General features: G+C 53.8%; 18 protein-coding genes. 10 read left to right on the top strand and 8 right to left on the bottom strand.

The window, feature by feature from the left end; all coding sequences use genetic code 11:
- Window positions 1-68: 68 nt before the first annotated feature.
- The 4 genes from nadE to rdfA all read right to left on the bottom strand — a co-directional run bounded on the left by nadE (window position 69) and on the right by rdfA (window position 4,737).
- Window positions 69-917: an NAD(+) synthase gene (gene nadE, locus AV929_RS19300; protein ID WP_050006959.1), complete on the bottom strand. Its 849-nt coding sequence runs from the start codon at window positions 915-917 to the stop codon at window positions 69-71.
- A 407-nt stretch (window positions 918-1,324) separates the two neighbouring features.
- Window positions 1,325-2,149 carry a hypothetical protein gene (locus AV929_RS19305; protein WP_064289046.1) on the bottom strand — a complete coding sequence of 275 codons (825 nt, stop codon included), beginning with the start codon at window positions 2,147-2,149 and terminating at the stop codon, window positions 1,325-1,327.
- A gap of 153 nt (window positions 2,150-2,302) precedes the next feature.
- Window positions 2,303-4,093 (bottom strand): archaea-specific SMC-related protein, encoded by a 1,791-nt coding sequence (locus AV929_RS19310; protein WP_064289047.1) that lies wholly within the window; start codon window positions 4,091-4,093, stop codon window positions 2,303-2,305.
- The gene (rdfA, locus tag AV929_RS19315) at window positions 4,090-4,737 is read right to left on the bottom strand and encodes a rod-determining factor RdfA (protein WP_023843019.1); all 648 of its coding nucleotides are present in this window, start codon (window positions 4,735-4,737) and stop codon (window positions 4,090-4,092) included. Before rdfA ends, AV929_RS19310 begins: the two co-directional genes overlap by 4 nt.
- A 541-nt stretch (window positions 4,738-5,278) precedes the next feature.
- On the opposite strand from rdfA, the gene AV929_RS19320 reads away from it, so the two are divergent.
- The 5 genes from AV929_RS19320 (at window position 5,279) to AV929_RS19345 (ending at window position 13,825) form a co-directional block, all read left to right on the top strand.
- On the top strand, window positions 5,279-8,443 hold the full coding sequence (locus AV929_RS19320; RefSeq protein ID WP_014031308.1) for a GAF domain-containing protein: 3,165 nt from the start codon (window positions 5,279-5,281) through the stop codon (window positions 8,441-8,443).
- Between the two features lie 70 nt (window positions 8,444-8,513).
- Window positions 8,514-8,777 (top strand): HalOD1 output domain-containing protein, encoded by a 264-nt coding sequence (locus tag AV929_RS19325; RefSeq protein ID WP_014031309.1) that lies wholly within the window; start codon window positions 8,514-8,516, stop codon window positions 8,775-8,777.
- Between the two features lie 535 nt (window positions 8,778-9,312).
- Window positions 9,313-9,855 (top strand): hypothetical protein, encoded by a 543-nt coding sequence (locus AV929_RS19330; RefSeq protein ID WP_044952849.1) that lies wholly within the window; start codon window positions 9,313-9,315, stop codon window positions 9,853-9,855.
- A 1,789-nt stretch (window positions 9,856-11,644) separates the two neighbouring features.
- Entirely contained in the window at window positions 11,645-12,373 is a 729-nt protein-coding gene (gene aglF, locus AV929_RS19335; protein ID WP_064289048.1) for a UTP--glucose-1-phosphate uridylyltransferase AglF, read from the top strand.
- Window positions 12,374-13,018: 645 nt separating this feature from the next.
- Entirely contained in the window at window positions 13,019-13,825 is an 807-nt protein-coding gene (locus AV929_RS19345; RefSeq protein WP_064289049.1) for a glycosyltransferase family 2 protein, read from the top strand.
- Between the two features lie 97 nt (window positions 13,826-13,922).
- Here AV929_RS19345 and AV929_RS22510 read toward each other — a convergent pair whose 3' ends face one another.
- Entirely contained in the window at window positions 13,923-14,096 is a 174-nt protein-coding gene (locus AV929_RS22510; protein WP_008311654.1) for a hypothetical protein, read from the bottom strand.
- A 525-nt stretch (window positions 14,097-14,621) separates the two neighbouring features.
- Between AV929_RS22510 and AV929_RS19350 the strand changes: the two genes are divergently transcribed.
- From AV929_RS19350 to AV929_RS19370, 5 genes are all read left to right on the top strand, one after another.
- Window positions 14,622-15,758 (top strand): Gfo/Idh/MocA family protein, encoded by a 1,137-nt coding sequence (locus AV929_RS19350; protein ID WP_050038394.1) that lies wholly within the window; start codon window positions 14,622-14,624, stop codon window positions 15,756-15,758.
- Window positions 15,759-15,996: 238 nt separating this feature from the next.
- Window positions 15,997-17,502, top strand: a complete 1,506-nt coding sequence (locus AV929_RS19355; protein ID WP_014031317.1) for a lipopolysaccharide biosynthesis protein — start codon at window positions 15,997-15,999, stop codon at window positions 17,500-17,502.
- Window positions 17,503-17,560: 58 nt separating this feature from the next.
- The gene (locus AV929_RS19360) at window positions 17,561-18,061 is read left to right on the top strand and encodes a hypothetical protein (RefSeq protein ID WP_050038463.1); all 501 of its coding nucleotides are present in this window, start codon (window positions 17,561-17,563) and stop codon (window positions 18,059-18,061) included.
- Between the two features lie 688 nt (window positions 18,062-18,749).
- A complete protein-coding gene (locus AV929_RS19365) occupies window positions 18,750-20,918 on the top strand; it encodes a carbohydrate-binding domain-containing protein (RefSeq protein ID WP_064289050.1) in 2,169 nt (722 codons plus the stop codon).
- A 12-nt stretch (window positions 20,919-20,930) separates the two neighbouring features.
- Complete coding sequence (locus tag AV929_RS19370) at window positions 20,931-22,190, top strand: hypothetical protein (protein ID WP_014031320.1); 1,260 nt, start codon at window positions 20,931-20,933, stop codon at window positions 22,188-22,190.
- Window positions 22,191-22,233: 43 nt separating this feature from the next.
- Here AV929_RS19370 and AV929_RS19375 read toward each other — a convergent pair whose 3' ends face one another.
- From AV929_RS19375 to AV929_RS19385, 3 genes are all read right to left on the bottom strand, one after another.
- The gene (locus tag AV929_RS19375) at window positions 22,234-23,532 is read right to left on the bottom strand and encodes a hypothetical protein (protein WP_014031321.1); all 1,299 of its coding nucleotides are present in this window, start codon (window positions 23,530-23,532) and stop codon (window positions 22,234-22,236) included.
- Window positions 23,533-23,602: 70 nt separating this feature from the next.
- A complete protein-coding gene (locus AV929_RS19380) occupies window positions 23,603-24,784 on the bottom strand; it encodes a glycosyltransferase (RefSeq protein ID WP_014031322.1) in 1,182 nt (393 codons plus the stop codon).
- A 76-nt stretch (window positions 24,785-24,860) separates the two neighbouring features.
- Complete coding sequence (locus tag AV929_RS19385; RefSeq protein WP_014031323.1) at window positions 24,861-26,057, bottom strand: sulfatase-like hydrolase/transferase; 1,197 nt, start codon at window positions 26,055-26,057, stop codon at window positions 24,861-24,863.
- Window positions 26,058-26,109 lie beyond the last annotated feature (52 nt).

Below are 26,109 nucleotides of genomic sequence, written 5' to 3' on the forward strand. Positions count from 1 at the left end.
CCCTCTTGCGAGAGATTTGTGACTCCCCGAGGGTGGCGAAATACGCCACAGACGAACAGCCGACAGTGTCAGTTATCCATCGATGGCTTTGGTGGCGTGTGTCGCTTGTGGCGCGTACTGGCACACCACTGAACCGTACGCTCAACGACAGATTCGCTGACGCCGACCTTGTCGGCAACCACCGACACGGAACAGCCTCTATCAATCGCGAAGTGGAGGACGCTGTCGAGGTCTCGCTGGTCGATACCCAGTTCCGCCGCATCAGTTGCCCCAGTGTGCTCCATTGGATGGGGTGACTGGTCGAGGAGGTCCGATGGAACCGCAAGTGCAGCAGCCAGGGCCTCGATCTCAGTTCTATAGAGGTCGCCAAACAGCGACAGGTCCACGCCGTTCTCGCCGTGTTTCGCAACGGAGCCCAGCAGTCGGTCAGTCCGGGAGACAGTCCCTACAACGAGTTCGTTCCTGGTGTTTGCGACGTAGTACTTACACGCCATCCGGAAGCGTTCGCCAGCGTTTTGCATCGCCACGAGGTCGTCGGTCGGCCCCCCGGTCTCACCGACAACTCGCTGGAACGCCGTCAGCACTGGCTGCAGATTGAGCCGGTGACAGTCGATGTCAAGCAGCGACGCGACGGTTTCAGCCGTCCGAGCAGGCCCCTCGTCGCTTAGCTGTACCGGCATCACCAGTCCAGTCACGTAGTCGGCCCCGATGCCGTCGACAGCCAGCGCCGCCGCAACTGTCGATTCGATGCTGCCGTCGAGCGGAACGACCAGTCCGTTAGCCTCCGCCTCCGTGATCTTGTTCTCCAGGAACACCGGAAGGATTCCCTGTATCCGTCTGGTCGCTGCCTTCGACGTCGCCAATCCGTGGTCCTCACGCGGGAGTGTGAGCGTGTGAGGGTGCGTCGCTTTACTCACGGACTTTCTCCTCCCCCACTACCCAAGGCACACTCGGAGATACGACTACCGAACGCGTGCATCCAACCAGCCTAATCATACTACAACGTAGGCCACTGGTGTCGTATAACTGTTGTCGACAAACGTCATGAGTGTCTTCGGTAGCCTCGATACACCTTATACATTACCAATAGTTATAAAAAGTATATGCGGTCATCTTCCCAATATCACAATATTCTTGTGACTATAATCGGATGTGCGCTTCACTATATCCAGTATATCGTTTTATCTTTAACCCTTTGCTGAGTGGGAAACGGGCGCTTTCAGAGCAATTGTACTCCCCGCTCATCCCGGCCCCGCCAAACCGTGTTCTGAAAGGCAGACCGCGTACACCAGCAATAAGCCAAGACGGTTGGCATCGTGATTCATCAGGTCGTGGGTTTGGTCGTTCCCACGGCCTGCTCGGCGACGACAAGTTCCCGGTTGACGATCCGGTCGACGATTGCACTGCTGTCTAGCTGGTCCGAGACGACATCGCCGTCTGCAGCGTAGCGTCTGACTGTGTACGCATCCATCGCGTTCCGGTTCTCGGTGACAGCTTCGACGACTTCGATTCGCTCATCAGTCACGGTGTTGCGATACGTGACGCCGGGGACAAAACTGACAGTCGGGACATCAGTCGGCCAGTCCCAGGAGAACTGCTTGTGATACTGATCGAACTGCCACACGAGACGGTCGGCAGGGGCCTCTGTGTCGAGAGTATCGTTAGCCGCCGCCTGCAATGTCCGGTCCCAGTAGTCTATCACACAGGCTTTGAGATCTGCCTGAAGCTGTCCCTCGATCATCTTCTGTTCGATTGGATACTGCAGTTCGATAGCGACGATGGCCCAGCTGTCGAGATGCGTAAGACACCGCTGGCACTCCATCTCAAATACGGAGCAACCAAGCGGCCGCTCGACCGTGAAGTGGACGAGTTCGTTCCCGCAGTTCGGACACCACAGGAACAACACGTCGTCGTGGCTACCAGTCAGTTCTGCCAGCACAGTCATATCGTCGAACGGCTTATCGATGTCGGCGTCCTGTGACTGCACGGACTCGCCAGTCACGGTATCGGAGGCGTCGTCCGCGTACTTCGCGATTTTACGGTCTTTTAGCAGTGTTTTGACGACCGAATCGTACGATGAGTGTGACTCCGCAGCCCGTATTTCCCTTAATTTATTTTTCGTCCAATTTTTGACCCGTATATTTGCCATCTGGTTTGAAAAAGCCATCTTTGTTAATAGGATTTCTGTATTATTGTCCTAAAAGTGAAATTACACCTAGATGGATATGCCATTCTCAGACACCAGAGGCCTGCAGCTAAGGGTATCGGCGTCAGTGACGAGAACACTCCAGTTCGGTCGCTATCAGTCGGCCGAGGCCTCTTTCTCGTTCGCAACAGTCCACTGGGTCGGGTCGATCTCGCGTCCGTCGAACGCCGTGTATTCCGGGTACGCAGTAAACACCAGATACTCCGTTCCCTGCTGCAGGTACTCGATGAGGGTGTGGAGGTTGTCGTCGTCGAGCCCGCCCAGGCCGTCGACGAGCAGAAGTGGCACAGCGTCGCCGACATCGAACGACTGCCGACCGGCCAGCGCTGCCACAAAGCCGATGAGTTCGAGTTCCCCCTCGCTGAGGGCATCTAAGCTCGCTTCCTGGCCGTCGCGGGCGACCACAATATCGAAGTCAGCGGTGAGTCGAGCCGTTTCGAACCCTGTCCCGAATCGGGAGAGGATATCCTTCATCGCGGTGTCAAACGCTTCCCGTGCCTCACGCTTGATTCGGTCTTTCCGGTTTCGAAGTTCCGCGAGGTCGTCACGGACGGTTTCGAGGTCGGTTTCGAGCGTGTCGACACGGGCCGCCCTCGTTTCGAGTTGCGCCAGTTCGTCGGCGGTGTCTTCGAGTTCGGCCTCGCGGTACTTGATCTCACTTTCGACGTCCGAAAGCTCCGCCACGGCCGCATCAACGTGGTCCGAAAGCTGCTCCACGTCCGACTGAGCCTGTTCGAGCCTGTTTCTGGCTGCGTCGAGGCTCTGTTTCCGGTCGGCCAGCGTCGCCTCTAGCTCAGCGATGTCTTCCTCTAGATCGGCCTTTCGACGGCGGGCCTGGCTGATCTCCTCGCGCTGTGTTTCCAGTTCCTCGACAGTATCTCGGTAGGTCTCTTTCTGGGCCCGGAGCGCCGTGAGTTCGTTTCCGAGCGCGTCCAGTTGGTCAGCCAAGTCCGCCCGTGTCGTCTCACTGCCGCACGTCCAACAGGCGACGGTGTCACCGTCGATATCGCGCTCCACCTCGGTAAGCAGGTCAACCCGGTCCTCGCTGAGTACCATCTCAGTGGCCGAGTACACGGACTGGAGTACCTCGGCGTCTCGCTCCACTTGCGAGAGGCTCTCGCGCGCCTCCGAGAGTTTGTCCGCAACGTCATTGTACTCCGGTATTTCGAGAGCGTCGAGAGCGTCCTGGCGCTCCGAGAGACGCTGTTCCGTCCGCTCGATACTTTGTTCGAGTCGTTCGACGCGGTTTTTCGCCTGATTCTGTTCAGTCCGAGCTTGGCTGAGTTGGCGGCGGACCGACTCCGGACTGTCGTCGCTTCCTGCCTCACTGTCGATCGTCTCGCGTTTGGCCCGCAGGTCTTCGATCTCGTTTTCCAGCCGTGTCACTTTCTCTTGCACGCTGGGGAGCCGCTTTTTGGCCTCGCGTGCCTGCGTGAGTTCCGTTTCGATCTGTTCGCGTTCCCGTTGTAACGTCTCGATCTGCGAGTCGATGTTCTGGAAGTCCAGCGGCCGTAACAGCACGTCCTCGAGGTTTTCTCCTGTCCGGACAGCGCGACGGACTTCGTTACGCTCGTCCAGACACGCGAACAGTTCAGCGCGGATCACGTCGTACTCGTCGCTGAGGTACGGCTCGCCGTGCCGGACTACGGTACCGTTCTCTCGGGTAAGCGTCACGTCGTAGACACCGGTTGGCGTTTCGAGGTGCACCGCACCGCTGTCTGCGCCTTCGGTCAGTTCAGTGGAGGTGCCAAGGGCCGTCTTGACAGATTCGATGAAGCTCGATTTCCCCTGCCAGTTCGAGCCACGGACGACGTTCACTCCCGGCACTACCGTCGCCGATCCGTCAAGGATACCCGCGATTCGTTCGATTTCGATGTTCCAGGTCATGAATCGTGTGTTGACAAGTTCGCGCTCCGGTGTTGCTTGCAGACGTACCCACGTTCGAGTGCAACATCGAACGGAACACGGGTCGGACAGTCCGGGCATCCGAGTTGTATCTGGGCCTCTATCTCCGCGGTGTCACCGCCCTCGATATCACCCTTTTTCGCGAGCGAGGACAGTGCCGTTTCGGCCTTCCGTTCGACGACCGTTTTGGCCGTTGCCACGCTCTCCTGCTCCCAGTTAGTTGTCGCCTTCCTGGGCTCTTTTTCACCGTCTAAACAGTCGTTGAGGTGCGTTCGCATCGTTCCCCACGACACCATATCGTCGTGAAGCGACGCTCCCGGGATACCCGTAGCTTGCAGTCGCTCGATGAGTTCGTCCCGTCGCAAGTCGTCGTCACCACGCAACGTGTCGTAATCGCTGTCTACACGCGTGTCAAGGGTTTCACGCCCGTGTTCGGTATAGACTTGTTTAAGCAGCCGTTTGTTGAACCACGCTGTCAGCGACCGATACCCCATTTCGGTTCGGTCATCAGCGCCCGTCCAGCGTGCGAGCAGGCCATCATCAAGGGTGTCGTAGACTGGGTCTGTTGATGCCAACCCGTACTTGTCGATAACCGCGTCTACTTTGCAACCGGAGTTAACAGCCATTGTTCAGCTTTTTCTGCCTGCTCAGTAATAGTTTTTGACAGTCGGTGTACGCACAGTGTAGGTATATCCTGCAGAAAACACACCCTTAGTGTGTATTTTAGAGATGGAATACAGGGTTGAACAGAGTGTGTATTTATGAATTGAGGATACTATCAAATTTTCTGAATTTGGGGTGTTTATACTGAAATCTGATAATTAAAGAACGTTATTATACTATAATTTCACGCAGAACTAAAGTCGATTTTCCATCTATTCCTTCGATTATGGGCGTTTCAGGATGTTTCACATCTGTATAATAGTATAAGCAAAAAGTGTATTTTAGAACATACAAAGTTCCAAGATATACAGCCTCCCAATAAAATTTGGAGGGGAACTAGGGTAGATCGCAGTATCCGTATACATTCCAAAATATGAGTTTCCTACGCATTTGGAGGGCAGACCGGATTCCTCGCGAGAGATGGTTACTGTTACCAGACGTAGAACCGTGCAGCGTTGCAACCAAGTCAAACGTTTATACGGACTGTTGCGTAAGTAGTGTAGTATGCGGAAGTTGGCCGGTGAGACTGGACCGGCACCAACGGATAGTGGAACGGCAGCCTCGAAAATCAAGGTGTTGTTAGTCGATGACTACGGAGAGTTCCGGCGGACAACGGCGGAACTGCTGGAACACGAGAACGACCGTATCGAGGTTATCGAAGCCGCAAGCGTCGAGGATGCGCTCAGCTACTTCGGTTCCGAGTCGATCGACTGTATCGTCAGTGACTACGAGATGCCCGAAGCAGACGGGATTGAATTCGTAGAAACGGTGCGACAGTCTAACGGCGACCTCCCATTTATCCTGTTGACAGGCCAAGGAAGCGAAAAACTCGCCAGCGAAGCGGTTTCAGCCGGCGTCACCGATTACTTCGTCAAGGGCGGCGGGCCAGAGCAGTACGCGGTGCTCACAAACAGGATAGAGAACGCGGTGGAATCATACCGATTCCGCCGAGAAACAGCGCGACTATCGCGGATTAATTCACTATTCAGGGAAATAAATCGCCAAGTGCTGAGGGCGTCAACAGCCGAAGAGATCCAAGAGGCTGTCTGTGAAATTCTGACCAGTTCGGATGCCTACCAGTTCGCCTGGATCGGCGAAAAAAACGAGGCAGGTGATATCGTCCCCACCGCGGGCGGTGGCGACGCACTCGAATACGTCGAAGCGATGGTCTCCCGCTATGGCCGCTCAGTTTTCGATGACGGGCCGTTCGGCCACGCGATCGAAACCGGCGAACATCAAGTAGCGTCAGATATCCGGACTGAATCGTCTGTCCAGCCCTGGCACGAGCTCGCATCGGAGTACGGGTTCCGGTCGATGATCGTTCTCCCGATCCAGTACACTGGATCAGTACAGAGTGTGATTTCGATATACGCGGACACGCCTTTCGCGTTTGACGAAGCGGAGCAGGCAGTGCTGACAGAGCTTGCGGAGATTGTCGCCGATGGCCTCCATTCAACCGCAACGCGTGCCGAACTCGAAATGCGGGAAGAAGTCCTGCGAACAATTACCGAAGTGTTCACATCGCGGGACGGGGCGCTCCGGGAACAGATAGCGGATCTCATGCAAGTCGGTCGTAGCGTGCTTGGAACCGAGTACGCGACGCTCTCTCGCGTCAACGGGATGGAATACGATTTCGAAGTGCTCCAGACACCCGACGAAACGATTTTTTCAGGCGGAACGATTCCGTTGTCGGAAACCCCCTGTGCGAAAGCTATCGGGAACGAGGAGACAATCGTGATGACAGACGTCGATGCCGAATGCGGCGACGCTGACCGAGATCAGATATGGGGCGACGAAGTCAATCGGTATCTCGGAACGCCACTCACTGTGGGTGGGAGCATATACGGGACGCTCTGTTTCTATGGGTCCGGAACGGGCGGATCAGAGTTCTCAGACTGGGACGTGACACTCGTAGACCTTCTGAGCAAGTGGATCGGAAACGAACTACAGACGCAGCGGGCTGAGATGGGTTTTACACAGTTGTACGAAACGGCGACAGATCTCTTGGGTGTGACTTCAGAGGAGGAAGCCGCTCAAATTGTCGTCTCGCGGACCCGTGATATCATCGGTCTCCCTGAGGTCGTGCTGTACGCGTTCGACAGCGATACGAACACCTTTCGCCCGCTTTCGACCACGGAGACCGAGGAGCAACAAGCTATCCCAGCAGACGGTGATAGCTTCGTGAGTTCGGCCTTTTTCACCGAGGAAACTATCGTTTGCGACGGAAACTCGACCTCGAAAGCGGGCGAGGACACGATGACTGACGGAAAGGCCGTGTTTGTCCCGCTGGGCGACCATGGAGTGCTTCGAGCGGGCGATACGATCGGCGGCGAGTTCGATACCCAGACCCGTCGAATTACCGAACTCCTGGGGGCGACGATTCGAACGGCGTTCGATAGGCTGACATACGAGACAGAACTCGAAGACAGGCAGCGCGATCTGGAGCAACAGACGGTTCAGCTCGAGCAGATGAATCGGTTGACAGAGCTGAGTCAGAAAATTCACGAGCGAGTGCTCAGGGCAGACAGTCGCTCAGAAATAGAGCAAGCGGTGTGTGACCAGTTGGTCGCGTCCGACATCTGTTCGTTTGCGTGGATCGGGGAATACGAATCCGATACCGACCGAGTCACGCCACGGACGTGGGCAGGGACCGACCGTGGCTTTCTGGAGGAATCGCGCACGCCCTCCAATGAGACACCGCCTCCACCAGCAGTCCAGACAGCCCGGACTAACGAACAGACGCTGAACAACAATATCGCGGACGGACTCAGGGGAAAAGGGTGGCAACGGCGGCTACTGGAACGTGGGTTCCAGTCAGTCGTCAGCATTCCGCTCAGCTATCAGCAACTCTCCTACGGCATCCTGACTGTGTACGCGAAAACGCCGGACGTTTTCGATCTGCCGACACAGTCAGTACTCGAGGAGGTGAGTGAAACGGTCGGATACGCCATCAACAGCATTGAGACGAAGCAGGGGCTCGTCGCAGATCGGGCTGTCGAACTCCAGCTAGAAGCAACGGAATCCGACGATATCATTCATCGGATTGCGGGCGTCGCCGATACAGAAATCACATTCGAGGGTATCGTCCCACAGGGAGATACCAGCTGTATCGTGTTTTTCAGCACTGACGCTCCACCAGATGACCTACAAGCGTGTTTGGACATTCTTCCCCGAATTGAGCGATTAGAGTGTTTAACTGACACAGAAGACACGAGCTTGTTCGAAGCAACAGTATCGGGTACACAGCTCGCACTGACAGTCGCCGAACAAGGAGGAGCCCCGCAATTAATCCAATCTGATGGGGAGACTCTGGAGATTCAGCTTGAGGTCCCACAGACGGTTGACATTCGCCAGCTCATAGCTGAATTACGGCGTTCATGTCCGGACATCGAACTCGTGGGCCGCCACAAGCGGGAACGTGGTGTCCAAACCCGTGAGTCGTTCCATTCAGAATTGACAGCACAGCTAACCCCCCGCCAATTCGAGGTCCTGCTTGCAGCCTTTTATAGCGGATTCTATCAATCACCCCGTGACAAGACCGGTCAGGAGATCGCCGATACACTCGATATATCACAGCCGACGTTCAGCCACCACCTCCGGGTAGCTGTTCGGAAGCTCCTAGAACAGTTGTTTAGCGAAGGGGGAACGACCCAGCATCTAGATAGATAGCGCCTGTTGTCTGAGTTTGCTAGTCTGATAGAGTATATGCTGATACGGGAGTGTGTTCATACAAAGAACAATGAGTCTGGAGTGGAACGAGACAGAAACTGTCTTTTGGACAAACCAGTACGAATCACCGAGTGAAGCGATTGTGACCGCTATAGCAGCTAAAGAATCCGTAACGGAAACCAGTCTCCCACCGTTGTACAACCGAATCGACCCGGACGCTCTTGATACCCTTGTCGCAGGGCAGACCAACGACGACATTCAGATTAGTTTCACATACAGTGGGTACACCGTTCGGATTCGAGACAGCGAGACCATCGAGATCACGCCGACGTAATCGGCTAGAACTTTCCTCCTGGTTCTTGACTGAGCGGATAACGAGGAACCTCCGGTAAGAGAGTATGCCATGGAGAAGATGCAGGAGAGTTCACGATGTATTATTAATAGGATGCTATGTAGTTTCTGTCTATCCTCACTGGAATTCGATAGCGTAGTACTAATATATGTATTTATACCAATATGAAAAGGTTCGGAGGTTCGCAGTAATGAAACAGAGACTTGTACCGAGCCGAACAATAACACACCGTACTGCGTTTTCACATGCAGATTTATTTTATTTATTGGAGGTCGTTGTGATTGAGTCATGTAGTACGCCAAATGATTCCGGATGTCACAAACTGAAGGATTATATACAGACTGTGGTCAGTCGGTGAAGAACGGGAGTACGACGTGCGATACAAGTAGCTATTTCTTACTCAGGAATTAGAAGGTAACGGGGGTGTAACAAAACGGTACCCCGGGTTTCGTGTATATATGTGGCTCTCGCGGCCTGAACACAAACCAATGCAGCAATCGAGGTCATGAGTGAACCGATGGTAGAGGAAGAACCAGAGCTCTCACGCGACCAAATGTTCGACATCCTCAGCAGTTCGAGGCGTCGATATACGCTTTACTATCTACGCCAACAAAAGGAGCCAGTCCAGCTAACCGACTTAGCTGAGGAGTTGGCTGCGTGGGAGAACGACACAACCGTCGAAGAACTCTCCTCGCAGGCGCGAAAGCGGGTGTACGTCTCGCTGTATCAGACCCATGCTCCGAAGCTTCAAGAGGCAGGGCTAATAACGTACGACGCCGATACGGGCGAGATAGCTCTTCGAGAGGATGCTCCGGAGGTTGAACCGTTCATTAGCAATAGTGATGATGATTCTAAATGGTATCAGTACTATGGGGCCGTAGCCCTGTTGAACGCCATTTTACTCCTCGCAGCAATTGTCGGTGTGTCGCCGCTCAGTGCAATCAGTCCATTAGTTATCGGACTAGTCGTCATTAGTTCATTTCTCGTGCTGTCCATTGCTCACGCAGTCTCCAGGCGGCGAGGGGAAAATGACAAGACCTTCGATATCGGCGAGCCGTGAGCTGAACTATGCGCTGACTGAAAATACCCCCCAAGGGTATGTTATTCTTCGTCGTCGGCCGCACCGTCCGGCAGTAACTGATCGGGCGACCGTTTGTACATCGGAGTGCTCGCGAATTCCGAAATCCGTTCCATTTCGCTGTCGGAGATATGTTCCGGCATACACCGCTACGTGTAACTGTTACAGTTTAGTAATTGAGTTCATATTTGAGGTAGTCGGCTACTTCTATAGTAACAATTGAAACGATTTACACACTGATCACACTGCCGTCGTGCGAGCAGGTGTGCATTGATTTCCAATCGCTACTATAGACGCTTGCCAGTTGTAGATATCCGGGGTATACTAGTGTTGATCTTTAGGAATTTTGTTGTAAAACCCCTCCGGGTATTGCGACTATCAGAAGTACTCACCCAGATATCGGCTATAGGAGTGTTTATCGGGGATTCTGAATGCAATCATAACATCCGTTACTCGGTCACAAGTTCTGGTATGCAGTTTCGCTGTGTCTGCTGGGCATCAATGACTTCTGATGACCTAAGTTTAAGTTATGGACGTCTGGAGTGTATCCATAATTAGTTAGGAGAATCGGCGAAGCCTTAGCAAAGGATTAGAATCCACGTCATAGCTAAAAAATCAAGACCGGAGTGAGCCGGAAAGGACGGTGTGACCGAAGCCGTTCCGGCTCACTATCAAAGTGGAGAGAGCGATCCGAGTCGACAGCGACTATACAGGGCACGAGCGTCCCTGAGGGGGGTGGTAAGGATTGGGCCGGTGTTGTGGGTGTCGGGTAACTGCCCTCTCCACCAGTATCTTATGTGCAGGGGTGTATTGTTATAGTCGTGTTATTCCGCCATAGCGGAGCTTACCACTCCAAAGGTATGTGGAGCAGCTGTAGCTGAGCCTTTTACTCAAGTGTTGAGTGCGGGTTGAAGTACGTGGTGGCGTCATTTGAGAGGCATTTTCGGTTTAGAGCTTCAAGCGTAACGATCACACCTATAAGAGAGTAAGGAGTAACATAGATAAATTGAGTTTCATATACAGGAGAGATACTGATACGGGGACACTCAAAAATCTCCGAATGAACTTGATCCGATAGTAAATTCGAAGGCTGTACCCAGTTCATCTGTTCCTCCGCGCTATGCCACAAAACAGTGATATGTCCCAGTGTAGTTCATCGAATGTCGGAGTAATTTTATCCTACCATTGGAGATTAGTCTGTTTTCACCGTATTATTGGGGGGAGACGGTAGGATGAATTGGTAAGTAAATGGACTATAAATGATGCGTAGATGCTGGGTATAAGGACGCAATCTTTAATATAGTAATTACACCTTTCCGAGATATGCTCGATGTAAGTGCAGTAGAGAGACAATTTAAAGATTGTCTTAATCTAAGAGTAGGGCTATGGGGCCAGGGTCAGAGTGCGCGGTTTACACACAAGCGATTGAATTTGTCAAGACCGGGAAATTTGAATGGAGTGGCGGCTGAATGATGTCCTCAGAGGAGTGGGAAGACGTACCGACAGATCCAGACTGGGAATCGGACCTTGGCTACGAGATGGAAGAACTAACCGTTGTCAAATCTTCGACTGATTCACAGTTGATATTTTTGCCAGAGCATGAGTCACAACTCGGTGAAGAAGAGTTCATCGTTATCCACTCGGATTCGCTGCGAGATCTACGCCGATAGCTGAACAACGTTACCAGCGGAAAGAATGGTGGTTTACCCACCGATGACAGGGCCGATTAGTAGCAGCATTACAATGTGGTATCTGGGAAAGCGTGTGAGTGATGAAAGCAGTAGTTCTCGCGGCCGGGAAGGGCACACGACTTCAGCCGCTGACTGATGACCTCCCGAAAGCGTTAGTTGAGGTAGACGAAAAACCGCTTCTGACCCACTGTCTTGACGAGCTCGTTTCACTTGATGCAGACGAGTTTGTTATCGTCGTCGGATACCGAAAAGAGCAGATTATCGACTATTACGGAAACTCGTATAACGGCGTCCCGATAACGTACGTCCATCAGGAGGAACCTGCTGGGCTAGCACACGCCTTGTTACAGGCCGAACCGGAAATCGAGGACGATTTTATGTTGATGCTGGGAGACAATGTGTTTCGAGGAAACCTCGACACAGTCGTACAACGACAACGAGAACAGCGTGTCGACTGCGCATTTCTGGTAGAGGAGGTTCCGGAAGACGAAGCGTCTAGATATGGCGTTTGCGTGACGAATAAATATGGTGAAATAACCGATGTAGTCGAGAAGCCGGACGACCCTCCGTCAAACCTAGTCATGACCGGCTTTTACACGTTTTCGCCAGCAATATTCCAAGCATGTAGTCAGGTTCAGCCCTCTGACCGTGGCGAATACGAACTTAGCGATGCCATTGATTTACTGATGGACAGCGGAAGAACGATCGACGCTGTTCGTCTCAACGGGTGGCGTGTCGACGTTGGGTATCCTGAAGACAAGGAGACTGCAGAACAGCGCCTTTCAGAAGAAGCGGCTACACTAACCTGACATCGAAGGTTCACTCAAAAGACCGGTCCACTAGGATCACGACGATGTGACACTGGGAGTTCCTATCAATTAGCTATATTATGTACCGTGAGTTGATCGCGGATCCCAACGCCAGTTACATCATTGGCTTCGAAATACTGTCTATTTCATTGCCAGTTTTCTATGGCAGATATTGTGCGCCGGCAGTTACCACACGGTGGCTGCCGCTGTAAGTAGATCCAAACCACCTACCAATAGTACGCGCTAGTAGTAGCATAACAAAACAGGAAGAGCATGTATTGATTGGCTATGTGCGCTGGATGGGTTCGACAGTTCGTGGGAGTCTTCATCATCTGGCTCTCGGCGACGTTGGGGGGGATGATATTTATCGGCCGTTGGAACCCGTTGTTGTATTACCTGCTCAGCTACGCAGGCTTTCTGTTTGCGGTCGAACTCAGTAACCCAGACGGTGTCCGCCCAAAAAATCACAAACGACTACGCTGGGTTTCCCTGGGTGGGTTTGTGGTGTTCATCTATGGAGTTGTATCGTGGGTACAGGCAGTCATTGCAACCATGCCAGGGTAGGACAGGTGAATGCGTTGCCTACTAATGACAGGATGCCTATACTAATGTCTTGAAGGGGAGTTCTACTTCGTAGAAGAATTAATGGTATCGGTCAGCGTTGTTATCGCGACATTGAAGCCGCGGGATGAGATTGAAGCAATACAGTGCCTCAAAGAGCACGCGTTCGACGACTTTGAGGTTATCGTGTGTGATGAGAGCCCTGTGACTAGAGCCCGAAATGAGGGGATCAAACAAGCCTCAACCGACAAGATCATATTTCTGGATGATGATTCCCGACCTCGCCCAGAATATCTTCAAAAAGCGGATGAACTCCTCGAAACAGAGGCGGCATACGCCGGTCGAACCATCCACCCAGTCGATGATGTGTTTGCTCGCCATTTCACCACCCATTACGACTGGGGGGACGATCCTTGCTATGTCAACCACTTCTGGGGCTGTAACATGGGCGTTCACAGGGACGTGTTCAAGGCGGTCGGTGGGTGGGACGAACAGATGGGGTGGGGTCACGAGGAAAAGGAACTCGCCAGGCGAGTTAGAGCCGAGTTTGATATTCGGTACGATCCCGAACTCATCGTTGACCATCCGTACGCGTCGTCTATTACTGAATACTGGAAGAAACAGTATAAGCTCGAAACAAAGAGTCCGTACTACTGGTCAAAATGTAACGTCTCGCGAGCAGATCAACTCAAGAATATTTTCTGTGAGGCACTTGACCCGCTGAATTATGTCAGAATAACGCCGGTAGCTACCGTTATAGAAGCGGGCAGTACTGTTGCAAAGACAGCTGGACGTATTCGAGGATTCCTCAACCACACCCACTACGAAGAGGACAGAGGCGAAGTACCTAATATTGACCGACCCTCGGAATCCGCGGGACCGTCAGACTAACTGTCTCTGGGTCTCTTCGGTGTTCTGAATTTAGGCAAACTAGCAGCTGCTGGCCCAACTCTTTCCTCAGAGAGAGTCGTGATATATGCCGTACTAGTTACTCGCCGAACCCCTGTTCACCATACCCATCTTCGCCGTACCCACGATACAATATCTCCCGCTTCAAAAGCACTGCAACTCCGAACGAGAGTCCAGTCGCAACAAGGGATAGAATGGTCCGTCGGGTCGCCTGCTCCGACTCCACGGTCCTAGTCTCTTCATCTGAAGACATCAGTACGGTGAGATAGTCCCCCTCGCGACCGTAGCTACGCTTTGTCGGCGACGAATGTGGTCCATCGTTATCAAGAATCCAACGACGGAGACCGTTTTAGTAAACAGGCCATACCGGCAGCCATGCTGCAGCGTATCCTATCATTGATCACATATGATTTGGACAGGGACCCGGCTACTATACAAATAGGGGCATCCCGGGATTAAACGCCAACTGGTTTAGCTGGCTTCATATATTCGATCAAGAAGCGACCGTGGTCAGTTCACGAGTGAACAAATGCTTAGCTGGTGGTCTGATTGTCCTGGTTGGAATCCGCCAAGATCGCAGTAGTTAAGAGTCATATAATACACTGTGCGTGTTCTAAAACTACACGAGATGGCTGCGTACACCCTCTCTGATAGAAGGAGCCCAGAGTTTCAGATATATTGTCACGGTAGCATTGGTAGACCAGCCAGTCAGTGTGGACTGTCTGAGTGAATCGGTACGAGGTTACTACTATTGAGGCTACTATCCCACCTTCCATCGATGACTTACACTGTCGCAGTCATTGGGACTGGTGCAGATCCGGACGACCCGGATACCGACGGGTTCGCAATGGCATATAGGCACGCAGGCGCGTACAGGCGGTTAGACTCGTGTGAACTTACCGCCTGTGCCGACGTCGTCCCTGAGAATGCGAGAAGTTTCGGAGAACAATGGAACCTCCCGGACAGAAACGTCTACACGGACACTGAGAAGATGCTCACTGCTGTCGAGCCCGACATTGTCAGTGTCTGCGTTCCGCCCCATATCCACGCACCTGTCGTGATGACGTGTGCTGAGAGTGGGGTAATGGACGCGATCCACTGTGAAAAGCCGATGGCAACGAGATGGGAGGACTGTCAGAAAATGGCATCGGCCTGTAAGCGGGCCGGAATCCAGCTTACGTTCAACCACCAACGACGGTTCGGAAAGCCGTTCCGGAAAGCCAAGTCGCTGCTTGAAAACGGAAAAATAGGCTCGTTAGAGCGAATCGAACTCGGTGGAAAAAATCTATTTGATTACGGGTCGCACCTGTTTGACCTCTGTGGGTACTTCACTGACCAAGCGATGTCGAAATGGGTGATGGCTGGGATCGAATACAGCGAGGAAAACGTACAGTTTGGGGCCCACAACGAGAATCAGGCCATCGCGCAATGGCGGTATACGAACGGTGTCAACGGGCTCGCATCGACAGGGGACGGTGGCATTGTCGACTGTCATATGCGGCTGCTGGGCTCAGACGGAATGATAGAAATAGGTGGTGAGGTTCCGCTACGGGTCCGGACCGGGAAAAACTGGACAACGGTCGACACTGGGGGAGAGGACGTACACGGTCCCAACGAAACAATATTCGACGCTGCAAAACAGAAGATCAGCGCTCGTATACCGGGAGCCACTGTAGAAAACGCGAGACCTGAAACCTATATTGACCGTGCCATAGCGGACACCGTCGACGCACTGGACACGGGTCGTGAACCTGAACTTTCAGCTGACAACGCTCTGCAGGCAACGGAACTTATATTCGGGTGCTGGGAGTCCGCTCGGCGGTGCGGGCGAGTCGATTTCCCACTAGAAATCGACGACAACCCGCTGGAATCGATGGTCGAAAACGGGCAAGTACTCACTGCTGACAATCGATAAATTCCAGTACACCCCGAACAGTTGCACACTGAGACGGAGTGGCAAGATACGCCCTGATAATGCGGCTGCGTCACAGTTACCCCGCCCATAACAAACAGATGGTATCCGAAGTATGTAGCAACGGAGAGTCTATGCAGGCACAGCAATATCGAGTACTGAGTCGGAAGAACACACTGGTGTCCGTCAATCGGCCTAGTGTTGTGGCTCGTCACACACGCAACAGGGAGTTCGAACGACGATGCTAGATAAACTGAAACGGTTGATAAAGCGGCTGCTCCCGGCCAGTGATGACGTGATGGAGCAAACCGTAAAGAGTGGCGTGTGGGTCGGTGTGATGAACGTCACAGAACGGGGACTAGAACTGTTGTTGCTGGTCATCGTTGCCTCACTGTTGTCCCCGCGTGCAGTCGGGTTGATGGGGATAGCGCTGTTGACGCTCTCTTCACTCAAGAAGTTCTCCGAGTTGGGAATCAAGTCCGCTCTGATACAGGCCGAGGAGGACAACGTCGACGACGAGCTCAACACTGCTTGGACAATCGAGACAGCCAGAGGGACTGTAATTGCCGTTATTCTGTTCCTCGGGGCCCCGTTTATTGCGTCGTTGTTCAACGAACCTGCAGCGACCGATCTGTTTCGGGTCATCGCCCTCTCACCGTTTATTGTTGGGTTACGAAACCCTGCTGTCGTCTATTTCCAGAAGAGTCTAGATTTCCACAAAGAGTTCGTGTATAGGGTCAGCGGCGCGGTGGCATACTTCGTCGTCACCGTAGGCATAGCTCTGTATGACCCAACTGTCTATGCACTGGCAATCGGATACATCGCCGGCGACGCCGCCCGGTTCCTCGTCTCGTATCTGGCGGACGGGTACCGTCCGTGGCCTTCGTTCGATATCGATGTGGCGAAGAAGCGCTACAGTTTCGGAAAGTGGGTTACGGCCAATTCAATCCTGTATTTCCTGTACAGTAGAGGAGACGACGCGTTTGTCGGCTGGGCGCTCATGGCAAGTGCACTGGGATTTTACCAGCTCGCCTACCGGCTCTCGAACGCGCCGGCGACCGAAATCACACAGACAATCTCCAGTGTGACGTTCTCGGCGTATTCGAAAGTGCAGAACGACGTCGAGAAGCTGCGGTCCGGATACTTCCAGACGCTCAGAATGACCACATTGGCTTCGTTCCCAGCGGCAATGGGTATCGCGGCAGTCGCACCCGCGTTTGTCGAGGCGTTTTTTACCCCCGAGTGGCAGCCGATGATACCAGTGATGCAGTTGTTGGCTATCTACGGACTGCTGCGTTCGATGGGTGCGACGATGGGACCGGTCTGGAAAGCAGTTGGGCGACCGGACTATATTGCTAAACTCTCTGCTGTACGTGTGGCCCTCATTGCTGTATTCATCTATCCGGTCACGATGATGTATGGAATCGAAGGCACTGCAGCTCTCATTACGGGTATTTACATTTTCCCGATGATGCCGATTGACACCTATCTTATCGCCCGGACCATCAATGTGTCTCCAGTTCGAGTTTTCAGGGAGGTATCGTATCCCCTGGTGGCGAGTCTTGGGATGGCAGCCGCAGTGACCTACGTCTATCAGACGGTGACTCTCACTGGGCCGGTGTTGGAGTTTATCCTGTTGGTCCTCGTTGGTATTGGAGTCTATGTGGCCCTGGCCCTGGCGCTCATGTTTAGTTTCAATTGGGAAGTCAAGCAGAACCTCGAATCAATATTCGATGCGTTGGCGTGATCAAAATGAGACAGACAATCCAAATCAATCGATCCGGCGAAAAGAGGAGCACAGCGCGATGAAGCGACGAACAGTGCTTGCTGGCGTCGTCCCGTTCTTACAGGTCGGGCGGTGGTTAGATCAGCTGCTGCTCGTGAATCAAGGTGAGATAGTTCAAAAGCGGTTCGTCGGCATCGCCGAGGGGGAGACGACTGAGATCACCGTCACTGACGATGACGGGACAACTGTTTCATCCGAACACGAGGGACAGCTTGGGCAGTCACCAGCAGAGATATCACCTGAGGTTGCAACCTCCCTGCGGGAAAGGTACGACTCGATACGGTTCCACGTCACAGTAAACCACCACAACGACAGTCCCAAAGTGTTCGGTCGGACCGGGACGATAGAATATCAGACGTCTAGAACGCTCTACAGCGGGATTGCAGTGGGCGACCACATTTCGTTTCAGACATCTCTCCTGAACGCTAACAGCATCATTTCGCTGTCGTGCCTAGCAAACGAGAAGGAGTCCCTACAACGCCGGTGTCGAGTCGGAGTCGAGGACCCGACCGCGGAATGAGATAGACCGCTCCAAAGTAGAGCCTCATTCAGAAATATCGCGTAGAGCGTGGGACGCATGTTCCCAGAGAATATCGCCTTTGAATACACTGCTGCGTTAGATCCAGCAACAAGGTTTGTTTTCGAGTGAATTCATCGCAATCGAAAATCCCGGATACCCAAGTATTGCACGAAGTGGTCACAAAAGTCAATCCGCATCATATTAACAGTCCAATAGTACGGCTGCTGAACCGAATATACTCCGAGAGGCTGTAATGGTTCACAGCTAAAGACGGGAGTGACAGCCATCTTGGACTCACTGCTGAGAATAGCATGTAAATCGGACAGGACTGATAGAGACCACGAAATTACTCGCAAACGGCTTGAACATCTTGCCACCACAAGAGAATTTGAGCGACGGGATCGTGGTCTCTGAAACAGGACTCGGTGACATAGGCCGATTGACTTTCAGATCGAGCGGATCTGCTGGTCACGAAGTGGAGTGATATCAGATGGTAGTACCTCCCTAACATTACAAAGATACCGTAATTCGACTATACTAAACGAGTATTAGTTTCTCAACTGCCATTTTCGATTATAATATTTGCTTTAAACGTGGTATGCAAGAAAGTATCGCATGGTCAGCAAGTTATGCAAACAAGACCCAACCGGTAACAACGAATAAAATAGTAAATAGGGATTACCGGAGTGTGACCAACGAAGAACAGAATCGCTCGCACGACAGTGGTGAGGTGTCGCGAGATAAAAGTAGTACGACGGGAACAACCGTCATAGACCGCCGCACGTGCATGAAATTAGTAGGTGTTGCCGCTGCGTCCTTGGCAGGATGTGCCGGTAAAGGTGATCCTACCGCGGGAGGATCGGCAGCAAAATTCGGATACGGTGGTGAGCCTGCAGTTACAACACAACTCAGCGCAGTCGATGTTTCGAAGGTGGCCGGAGACACCAGTATAGCAAGTTCGGTCAGCAGCCTCAGCATCGATTCTCCGCTCTCAACAACACTGTCTCCAAGCTCCTCTGATCTCTTTGCGTTCAGGCCCGACAGCGAAAATGTAGCGGTTAAATTCACGCCGGGGTCAGACACAGGTGCTGCTGCGGTCGGGCTGTTCAATCCCGACGGTGAATTACTCTCCCAAGCGTACGCGAGTTCAGATGTCCCGGTGTATCTGCCGGAATCTCTCTCGGCCGGCGGCACACACTACCTGCAAGTCATGGACGTCAGTCGGAGCGGTGGCGATTACTCACTCACCATTTCGACGGATAGTACGACGCAGTCTCAATCACCGTATGAAGGGACAGTCAGGACAATTCCCGGGCGTATTCAGGCCCAGAACTTCGACATCGGTGGCGAAGGCGAGGCGTATCACGACACGTCTAGCGGAAATATCTACGGTTCCGCTAACCGAGATACTGACGTTGATATCCGACCAACAGAGGACGAGTCAGGAAAGTACAATATCGGCTACTTTCAGGCCGGAGAGTGGCTCGAATACACAACCGATGTCTCGCCGGGAACGTACGATATTAGAGTCCGAGTGGCGTCAGCACTCTCTGATGGGCGACTCGAACTGTCTCTTGGAGATCGGACCCTCACAAGGGTCACTGTCCCTAATACGGGCGACTGGACCTCGTGGGAGACAGTCACAGTAGAAGACATCGAAATCGAGTCCGAGCAGCAATCGACGCTTCGCGTCGAAGCACTGGATTCCGGTGTAGAATTCAATTGGCTCGAATTCGATAGAGTCGATGCGCAGAAACCGTACAATGGGACTCTAGCAACGATTCCCGGGCGCATCGAGGCACAAAACTACGACACGGGTGGCGAAGGAGTATCGTACTCCGATACGACCGCTGGGAACGAATACGACACCAGTTACCGTGACACCGATGTCGACATCCGGCAGACCCAAGACGACTCTGGGGAGTACAACATCGGTTACTTCGAAGACGGCGAATGGCTCGAATACTCGGCTGATGTTTCGCCAGGCCAGTATGATCTAAAAGTCCGTGTCGCCACGACACAGGACGACAGACAGCTCCGGTTCCACTTGGGCGACCGAGAACTTGGAACGGTAGACGTGCCGAACACCGGCGGCTGGACGACCTGGGAGACGGCAGTAGCTGAGGACGTGACCATTGATGCCGATGGACAGCAAGTGCTCCGGGTCGAAGCTATCGGGTCCGGCATCGATTTCAACTGGGCCGAGTTCGAGGTCGCCGGGAATCAGCCGTTCGACGGCGCCCCGACGCTTCCCGGCAGGATACAGTCACAAGCATTCGACCTGGGCGGCGAGGGCGTGTCGTATCACGACACTACTGCCGGCAGTGAGTACGATCTCGGTTATCGGGACTCCGACGTCGATATCCGGGAAACGCAGGACAATTCCGGGAAGTACAACGTTGGGTATTTCGAGGACGGCGAATGGCTCGAATACACCGCGGAGGTGCCGGCCGGAACATACGACATCGACGTTCGCGTCGCGACGACACGAGACAACAGGCAACTGCAGTTTAGCCTCGACGGCGAGCAACTCGGGACAGTGGATGTACCGAACACCGGCGGCTGGACGACTTGGGAAACGGCAACGCTTCCTGACGTAACGGTCCAGGATGGTGGCGAGCACGTCATTCAGGTGAAAGCAGTTGGCTCCGGCATTGATTTCAACTGGTTCGAATTCCGCGAAGCGGCCGAGACGGAAACATCGACTGAAACTGAGACGGCGACACAGACATCGACCGAAACGGAGACGCCGACAGAAACCGAGACAGCGACCGAAACTGAGATCATGACGGAGTCAAGCACTGACAACTTCGGCAGCGACGGCTACGGAATGGGTGGGTACGGGGGTACCCAGTAATACAACAGAACAATGGCAGAACGATACAACACACCCGCGGAGGGCACGCTCGATTGGCACGTACCACTTAACGAAAACTTCGAAAAGCTCGACAGCCACGTCGAGCTCCGGGACGCTGAGTCCAACATCAGCCAGTACGAACCGAAGACAGGGTCGAAGTTCCTAGCGACCGATACCGGCACGGTATACATTGGCGACGGCAGCAACTGGAACCGCGTCGGGAGCCTCAGTGCGTCCGACGACTCAGTTTCCGAGGCCGACGACGGTTCGCTCATCGCACCGCCGGGCGAAGTACAGTCCGTGATCGATCAAGCGTCCAAGTCACACACATGGGCACAGGGACCGAGCCGAACTGTAAAGCTCGTCTCCGGAGAGAACTACTTCCCGTCGGATACTATCAAACTGAAACGGAACATCCGACTCGAATGTAACGGCGCTCGGATCATTCCGGAAGGTGACTTCAACGTCATCGAGATGTACCGCGGGACGCAACTCATCGACCCGTTCATTGACACCCGATCGGTCAATTGGAATTCGACGCAGGTCGTCGTCGGCGCACCGGACGCAGACAAAATCGAACTGGCGAACCGCGCAACCGTCGAAAATGCCTATCTCTGGGGAACCCCCGGAGAGGGCATCGGACTCCAGTTCTTGGGCGGCTCGAAACCCTGCTCGATGCAGGTCGCCAGCGGAACAATACACGGATTCGATATCGCGATCGACCTCTATGCCAGCGGTGACGATTACAGCGGACAGGGCGACTGGTCGAACGGGAACCAATTCTACGGCTCACTGGAAGCCTTCCGTGTTGGCGTCAACCAGCGCTCTGAGGGCGCCGAAGTCTCCGGGAACGTCTTCAAGTTGATGGTCCAGCCTGACAACGACGTGAGCGAATGGCTCTGGTACATGGAGGACGACCCCCGATCCGAAAGCGACCGAGACGACAATATGTACCGGAAGTCTGGGAACACCATGATGGTGTATCCGTGGGACAACAACAATTATATGGACAATAATCCCTTCGCTGAGAGTAGCGACCGTAAGCCGCCGGTGTGGTATATCGGCGAGGGAATAAACTACGGTAATTCACTCGTTGACCAGTCCGGAAAGCTCGGAAACCAGTATATCGTTAACAATTCGGATTACCCAGATCGGAACGGGATTTTCACCTATCATGGTGGCGAAGTCACCGGCACCAGGCAGTTCTCACACCCGCCTGCGTACCAGCGGAATAGCGAAAGTCGTATGTGGCACGAAGACTCAAAGAACTAAGATCTGAGCGGTCCTTAGGCGATAATAGCGTGGGAGTAACTATCTACTCCGCATTGCGCGACTGCGGGTGCCAATGTCGGCTATCGTTTCGCTGATATGCCGGATTTGTCTCAAACTCTGTTGTACCAACGACGAAGCCACCGTGTGCAGTGAAGATGCCGTTTCGGTCGGGCGTATCTGAATCGTTGAGTACGTACTGGTTTCCTCGTACCCCGCTCAGATCCACGAGTGAATTTCCGTACCGACGACCACGTCCGATAAACCAGAATGGCGCATCTCGATCACTCTCTGAATAATATGAGTTGTTCTGCTTGAATGACGATACGTCCCACGGATAAGCCATTACCGTATTGCCTTTCATCACGAATTTGTTATCACCGCGAGACTCTCGGGGGTCGTCCTTCATTTTCCAGAGCCATTCACTTACTTCTGGGTCAGGCTGAGTCTGTACGCGGACGGTATTCCCGCTCACCTCCGCACCGTCCGACCGCATACTAATCCCGATCCGGAAGTCCTGTATCCGCCCCCAGAACTGATTTCCGTTCGACCAGTCGCCTTGCGGATCGCGGTTCTCCCCGGCAGCGTAGAAATCTACTGCTCGATCAAACCCGTCGAGAGTCCCATTGGCGACCTGCATCGAGCAGGGTTTCGAGCCGCCACGGAACTGAATGCCGATACCCTTGCCTGTGTCTCCGAGGAGATACGCGTCCTTTACCCAGGCGCGGTTGGCCGTATCTAACTTCTGTGCGTCTTCGGGACCAATAACAATCTGTGTCGAACTCCAGTTTTTGCCGCGAGTATCGACAAACGGGTCAAGCAGAACGGTATCACGGACGAGTTCGAAAACATCAAAATCGCCAGTCGGGACGACTCTAGCCCCATTACACTCCAGTCTAACACCTCTCTTGAGCCGGACAGTCTCGGATACTTCGTACGTCTCACCGGAGACCATCTTGACTGTCTGTGCAGGAGCCTGTCCGAACTCAGATCCAGTAGATGCGGTATCGATAACGTCCTGTAGTTGTCCTGGTTGGGCGATGAACGTTCCGTCACTCATTACCGTGGCTCTCTCACTGGTCTCACCAAGCGAGACGGAACGTGCGCGGCCTGCCGTGCTTCCGAACTCCAGCCACTCTTCTCCGTTTCCCATAAAGATACGTCGCGAATCTGTCGCGAGGAACTTGGCCCCCTCTTTTGGTTGATACTGATCCAGATTTTCGGCAGCATCCTTGATCTCGACCTCAGTATCGATACGAGAGAAATTCTCGTTCAACGGGATATGCCAATCCTGTGTTCCGCGATCCGGACGCTGGTAGCTATGATTCGGCGTCTCTTCAGCCATATCTGTCAATTTACACAAACCAAGTAAAATATACTGTTGTTACTCTCCCGGTAAGCTTGCGGGGGAGCCGTTACCCGGTCAGCGGCTGTACGTAGGGGGTCTCTTCGGGCTCTGTCTCGATTTCCTGATACAATCGCTCGAACCCGTCCACCATCGATTCGATCGTAAACTCGCTTGCCGCCCGCTGTCCTGCGGCGGTTCCAAGCGTTTCAGCGAGTGGCTGGTGCTGATGTAGACGGATGGTGGCCCACGCAATTTCGTCGGGTGCCTGCACGTCGACGAACAACCCCGTCCGGTAATTCTCCAACAGATCGCTAGTACCATCCACAGGTGTCGCGACGATCGGAAGCTCCGCGGCCATCGCTTCGATCACTGCACCTGGGAGCCCCTCGTAATGAGATGGGAAGGCGAAGACATCCATCGCACCGAGAAGCGCTGGGACATCCTGTCGCGTTCCGAGGAAATGAACCGAATCAGCACATCCGAGTGAGTCGACCCGTTCCGTCAGCCGCTCCCGATCGGCACCATCACCGACGAATACGAGATGTGCATCGGGTATCTCGGAGACGATAGTCGGCCACGCATCGAGCAGATCGAAGTGGCCTTTCCGCTCGACGAGACGACCGACGGTGCCGACTACAGTGGCCCCCGTCGGGATGTCTAGCTCTGATCGCAGCTCCGCCGAGTCTGTCGTTCGGTACTGTTCGATGTTCCGGCCATTGTAGACCACCGCCACGTTTTCTTCCTCTGCACCGCGTTTAACAGCGTAGTCCCGGCCCGCTGTGGAGTTCGAAACGATCACATCCGAGAGTGAGATCGTCATCCGATCGATAACGCGGCGTACGAACGGTTCCTCGTTAGGTACTTCACGAATGCCGGTAATAATGGTTGCAGAACAGAACACGCCGGCGAGCCTGGCAATTACGTTGTCGTAAAAAAGGAACGACTGTATGAGATCGGGCTGTTCACGGCGGGCGGTAAGACAGAACTTGAGCGGGGCGAGCAGATAGACGAGCGGGCTTTCGACGCCCTCTATCGCCCCGTTCGCAACACGACCAGCGTCCGTAAGCGACCGAACGGTGACCTCCGGTGAGAGTTCTGTTTCGAGCGGGTTCGTAGAGAATATTGTCCAGATGGTGACGTCGTACTCCTCGCCGTTGACTTCGTTCGCCAGGTCGATGAGTGTGCGCTCGGCACCACCGACGACAAGTGCACCGATAAAGTACCAGAGAGTCTTCCGCTCCGCTGTCATTCTTGAATCACTCCATAGGGCTGTCTGCTATTTGTAAGATGAGGTGTGGACTCCGTGTTCACGGGAACGGTCATGCTCAAAGGTAACCCATGTTTTCGAGCTGTTCTGTCGTCTCCTCGTCGATGTCGCGTACTGTCTCCTCACTCTCCCCGGAGAGGATATCCGCAATCTCCGCCCGCGCTTCGTCCTCAGTAAACTGCGGGGCCCCATACGCCTGATGTCCCGGCAGGAACCGACAGTATGAATCTCGAAGCTTCCTGTTGTGCAAGACCTGTCGACCGAAGGGCTTCTGCAGTAGCAACGCCAGAAAGACAATCGATGATGTCGTTTTGTGTCCGTCCACGAACGTGTGGCCACCGTGTTCGTCCCAGAGGCTCCTGATTGTCCGCTCAAACCCGCCAGTGAGACTGACGAACGTCTCGGCGGGTCCCGGTAACGAGCCGTATCGAATGTGGTTCAGGTGCGTATAGCCGGTCGCCCGACCCTCTCCCTCTGCGTTCCCATCCACCCTACCGAAATCAGGTCGCGAGGACATCGCACTGGCGACCGTCGGTAAGATGTCCACATGGTGTAAGAGCCCGTTCTCGCCGGAGGAGTCCAGCTCCGGATGAATGAACGACGTCGGAACGTATACGACCTCAGGCGTCGCGAGGTGTGTGTGTCCGAAGTACCCGTACTCTCCGAGGACCTCACCGTGGTCACTGGTATAGATGACGAGGGTATCTTCCCGAAGGCCTCTGCGTTCAAGCGTCTGGAGGACGCGCTTGAACTCTTCGAACGAGCGGTCTACACCATTGTAGTAGTCTTTTCTCGCCGTTTCCGGGTCCGACGATACGCGCCAGAGATATTCGAGAGCGGTCTCGTTGCGATATTCGTAGTCGTCCCAGTCGAATCCGTCGTACGGCGCGTGGCCACCGGGCCGGCGCGCAACGTGGACGAATGGTGGCTCGACATCGTCAATCGGTTTCCGTGGGGGATTAGCAAACATCTCCGCAATACTGTGGTTCATGCCGCCCTGAGCAGCTATCGAAACCTCGTGACTCTCAATATCGAATACTGAGCGGACGTTCGCAGGGACAGAATGCTTGAAGCTGTGGATGTTGCTGTTCGGTGGTAACAGCCCGGTCAACAAACTCCCGAACGACGTGGGCGTGTGTGTTGATGCTGCAATCGTCTTGTGGGTCTGCCCGAGTTCCGCGAGATCATCGTTAATTGCGTTATATCTGACAGCGTCGTCAACGTATATGAGGACGTTCTCTACGTCGATCTCCATGCTACCAGAGGGTGGCTACTACAACAATATAGTAAAGACACACCTACGAGGT

This window comes from Haloarcula sp. K1 (genome assembly GCF_001647155.1).
Lineage (GTDB): Archaea > Halobacteriota > Halobacteria > Halobacteriales > Haloarculaceae > Haloarcula > Haloarcula hispanica.

What these genes read in the sequence shown, in the direction of transcription:
- AV929_RS19305 (WP_064289046.1), bottom strand. Translation starts at nt 2,149, where the DNA reads ATGGCAAATATACGGGTCAAAAATTGGACGAAAAATAAATTAAGGGAA.
- AV929_RS19310 (WP_064289047.1), bottom strand. Translation starts at nt 4,093, where the DNA reads ATGACCTGGAACATCGAAATCGAACGAATCGCGGGTATCCTTGACGGA.
- rdfA (WP_023843019.1), bottom strand. Translation starts at nt 4,737, where the DNA reads ATGGCTGTTAACTCCGGTTGCAAAGTAGACGCGGTTATCGACAAGTAC.
- AV929_RS19320 (WP_014031308.1), top strand. Translation starts at nt 5,279, where the DNA reads ATGCGGAAGTTGGCCGGTGAGACTGGACCGGCACCAACGGATAGTGGA.
- AV929_RS19325 (WP_014031309.1), top strand. Translation starts at nt 8,514, where the DNA reads ATGAGTCTGGAGTGGAACGAGACAGAAACTGTCTTTTGGACAAACCAG.
- AV929_RS19330 (WP_044952849.1), top strand. Translation starts at nt 9,313, where the DNA reads ATGGTAGAGGAAGAACCAGAGCTCTCACGCGACCAAATGTTCGACATC.
- aglF (WP_064289048.1), top strand. Translation starts at nt 11,645, where the DNA reads ATGAAAGCAGTAGTTCTCGCGGCCGGGAAGGGCACACGACTTCAGCCG.
- AV929_RS19345 (WP_064289049.1), top strand. Translation starts at nt 13,019, where the DNA reads ATGGTATCGGTCAGCGTTGTTATCGCGACATTGAAGCCGCGGGATGAG.
- AV929_RS22510 (WP_008311654.1), bottom strand. Translation starts at nt 14,096, where the DNA reads ATGTCTTCAGATGAAGAGACTAGGACCGTGGAGTCGGAGCAGGCGACC.
- AV929_RS19350 (WP_050038394.1), top strand. Translation starts at nt 14,622, where the DNA reads ATGACTTACACTGTCGCAGTCATTGGGACTGGTGCAGATCCGGACGAC.
- AV929_RS19355 (WP_014031317.1), top strand. Translation starts at nt 15,997, where the DNA reads ATGCTAGATAAACTGAAACGGTTGATAAAGCGGCTGCTCCCGGCCAGT.
- AV929_RS19360 (WP_050038463.1), top strand. Translation starts at nt 17,561, where the DNA reads ATGAAGCGACGAACAGTGCTTGCTGGCGTCGTCCCGTTCTTACAGGTC.
- AV929_RS19370 (WP_014031320.1), top strand. Translation starts at nt 20,931, where the DNA reads ATGGCAGAACGATACAACACACCCGCGGAGGGCACGCTCGATTGGCAC.
- AV929_RS19375 (WP_014031321.1), bottom strand. Translation starts at nt 23,532, where the DNA reads ATGGCTGAAGAGACGCCGAATCATAGCTACCAGCGTCCGGATCGCGGA.
- AV929_RS19380 (WP_014031322.1), bottom strand. Translation starts at nt 24,784, where the DNA reads ATGACAGCGGAGCGGAAGACTCTCTGGTACTTTATCGGTGCACTTGTC.
- AV929_RS19385 (WP_014031323.1), bottom strand. Translation starts at nt 26,057, where the DNA reads ATGGAGATCGACGTAGAGAACGTCCTCATATACGTTGACGACGCTGTC.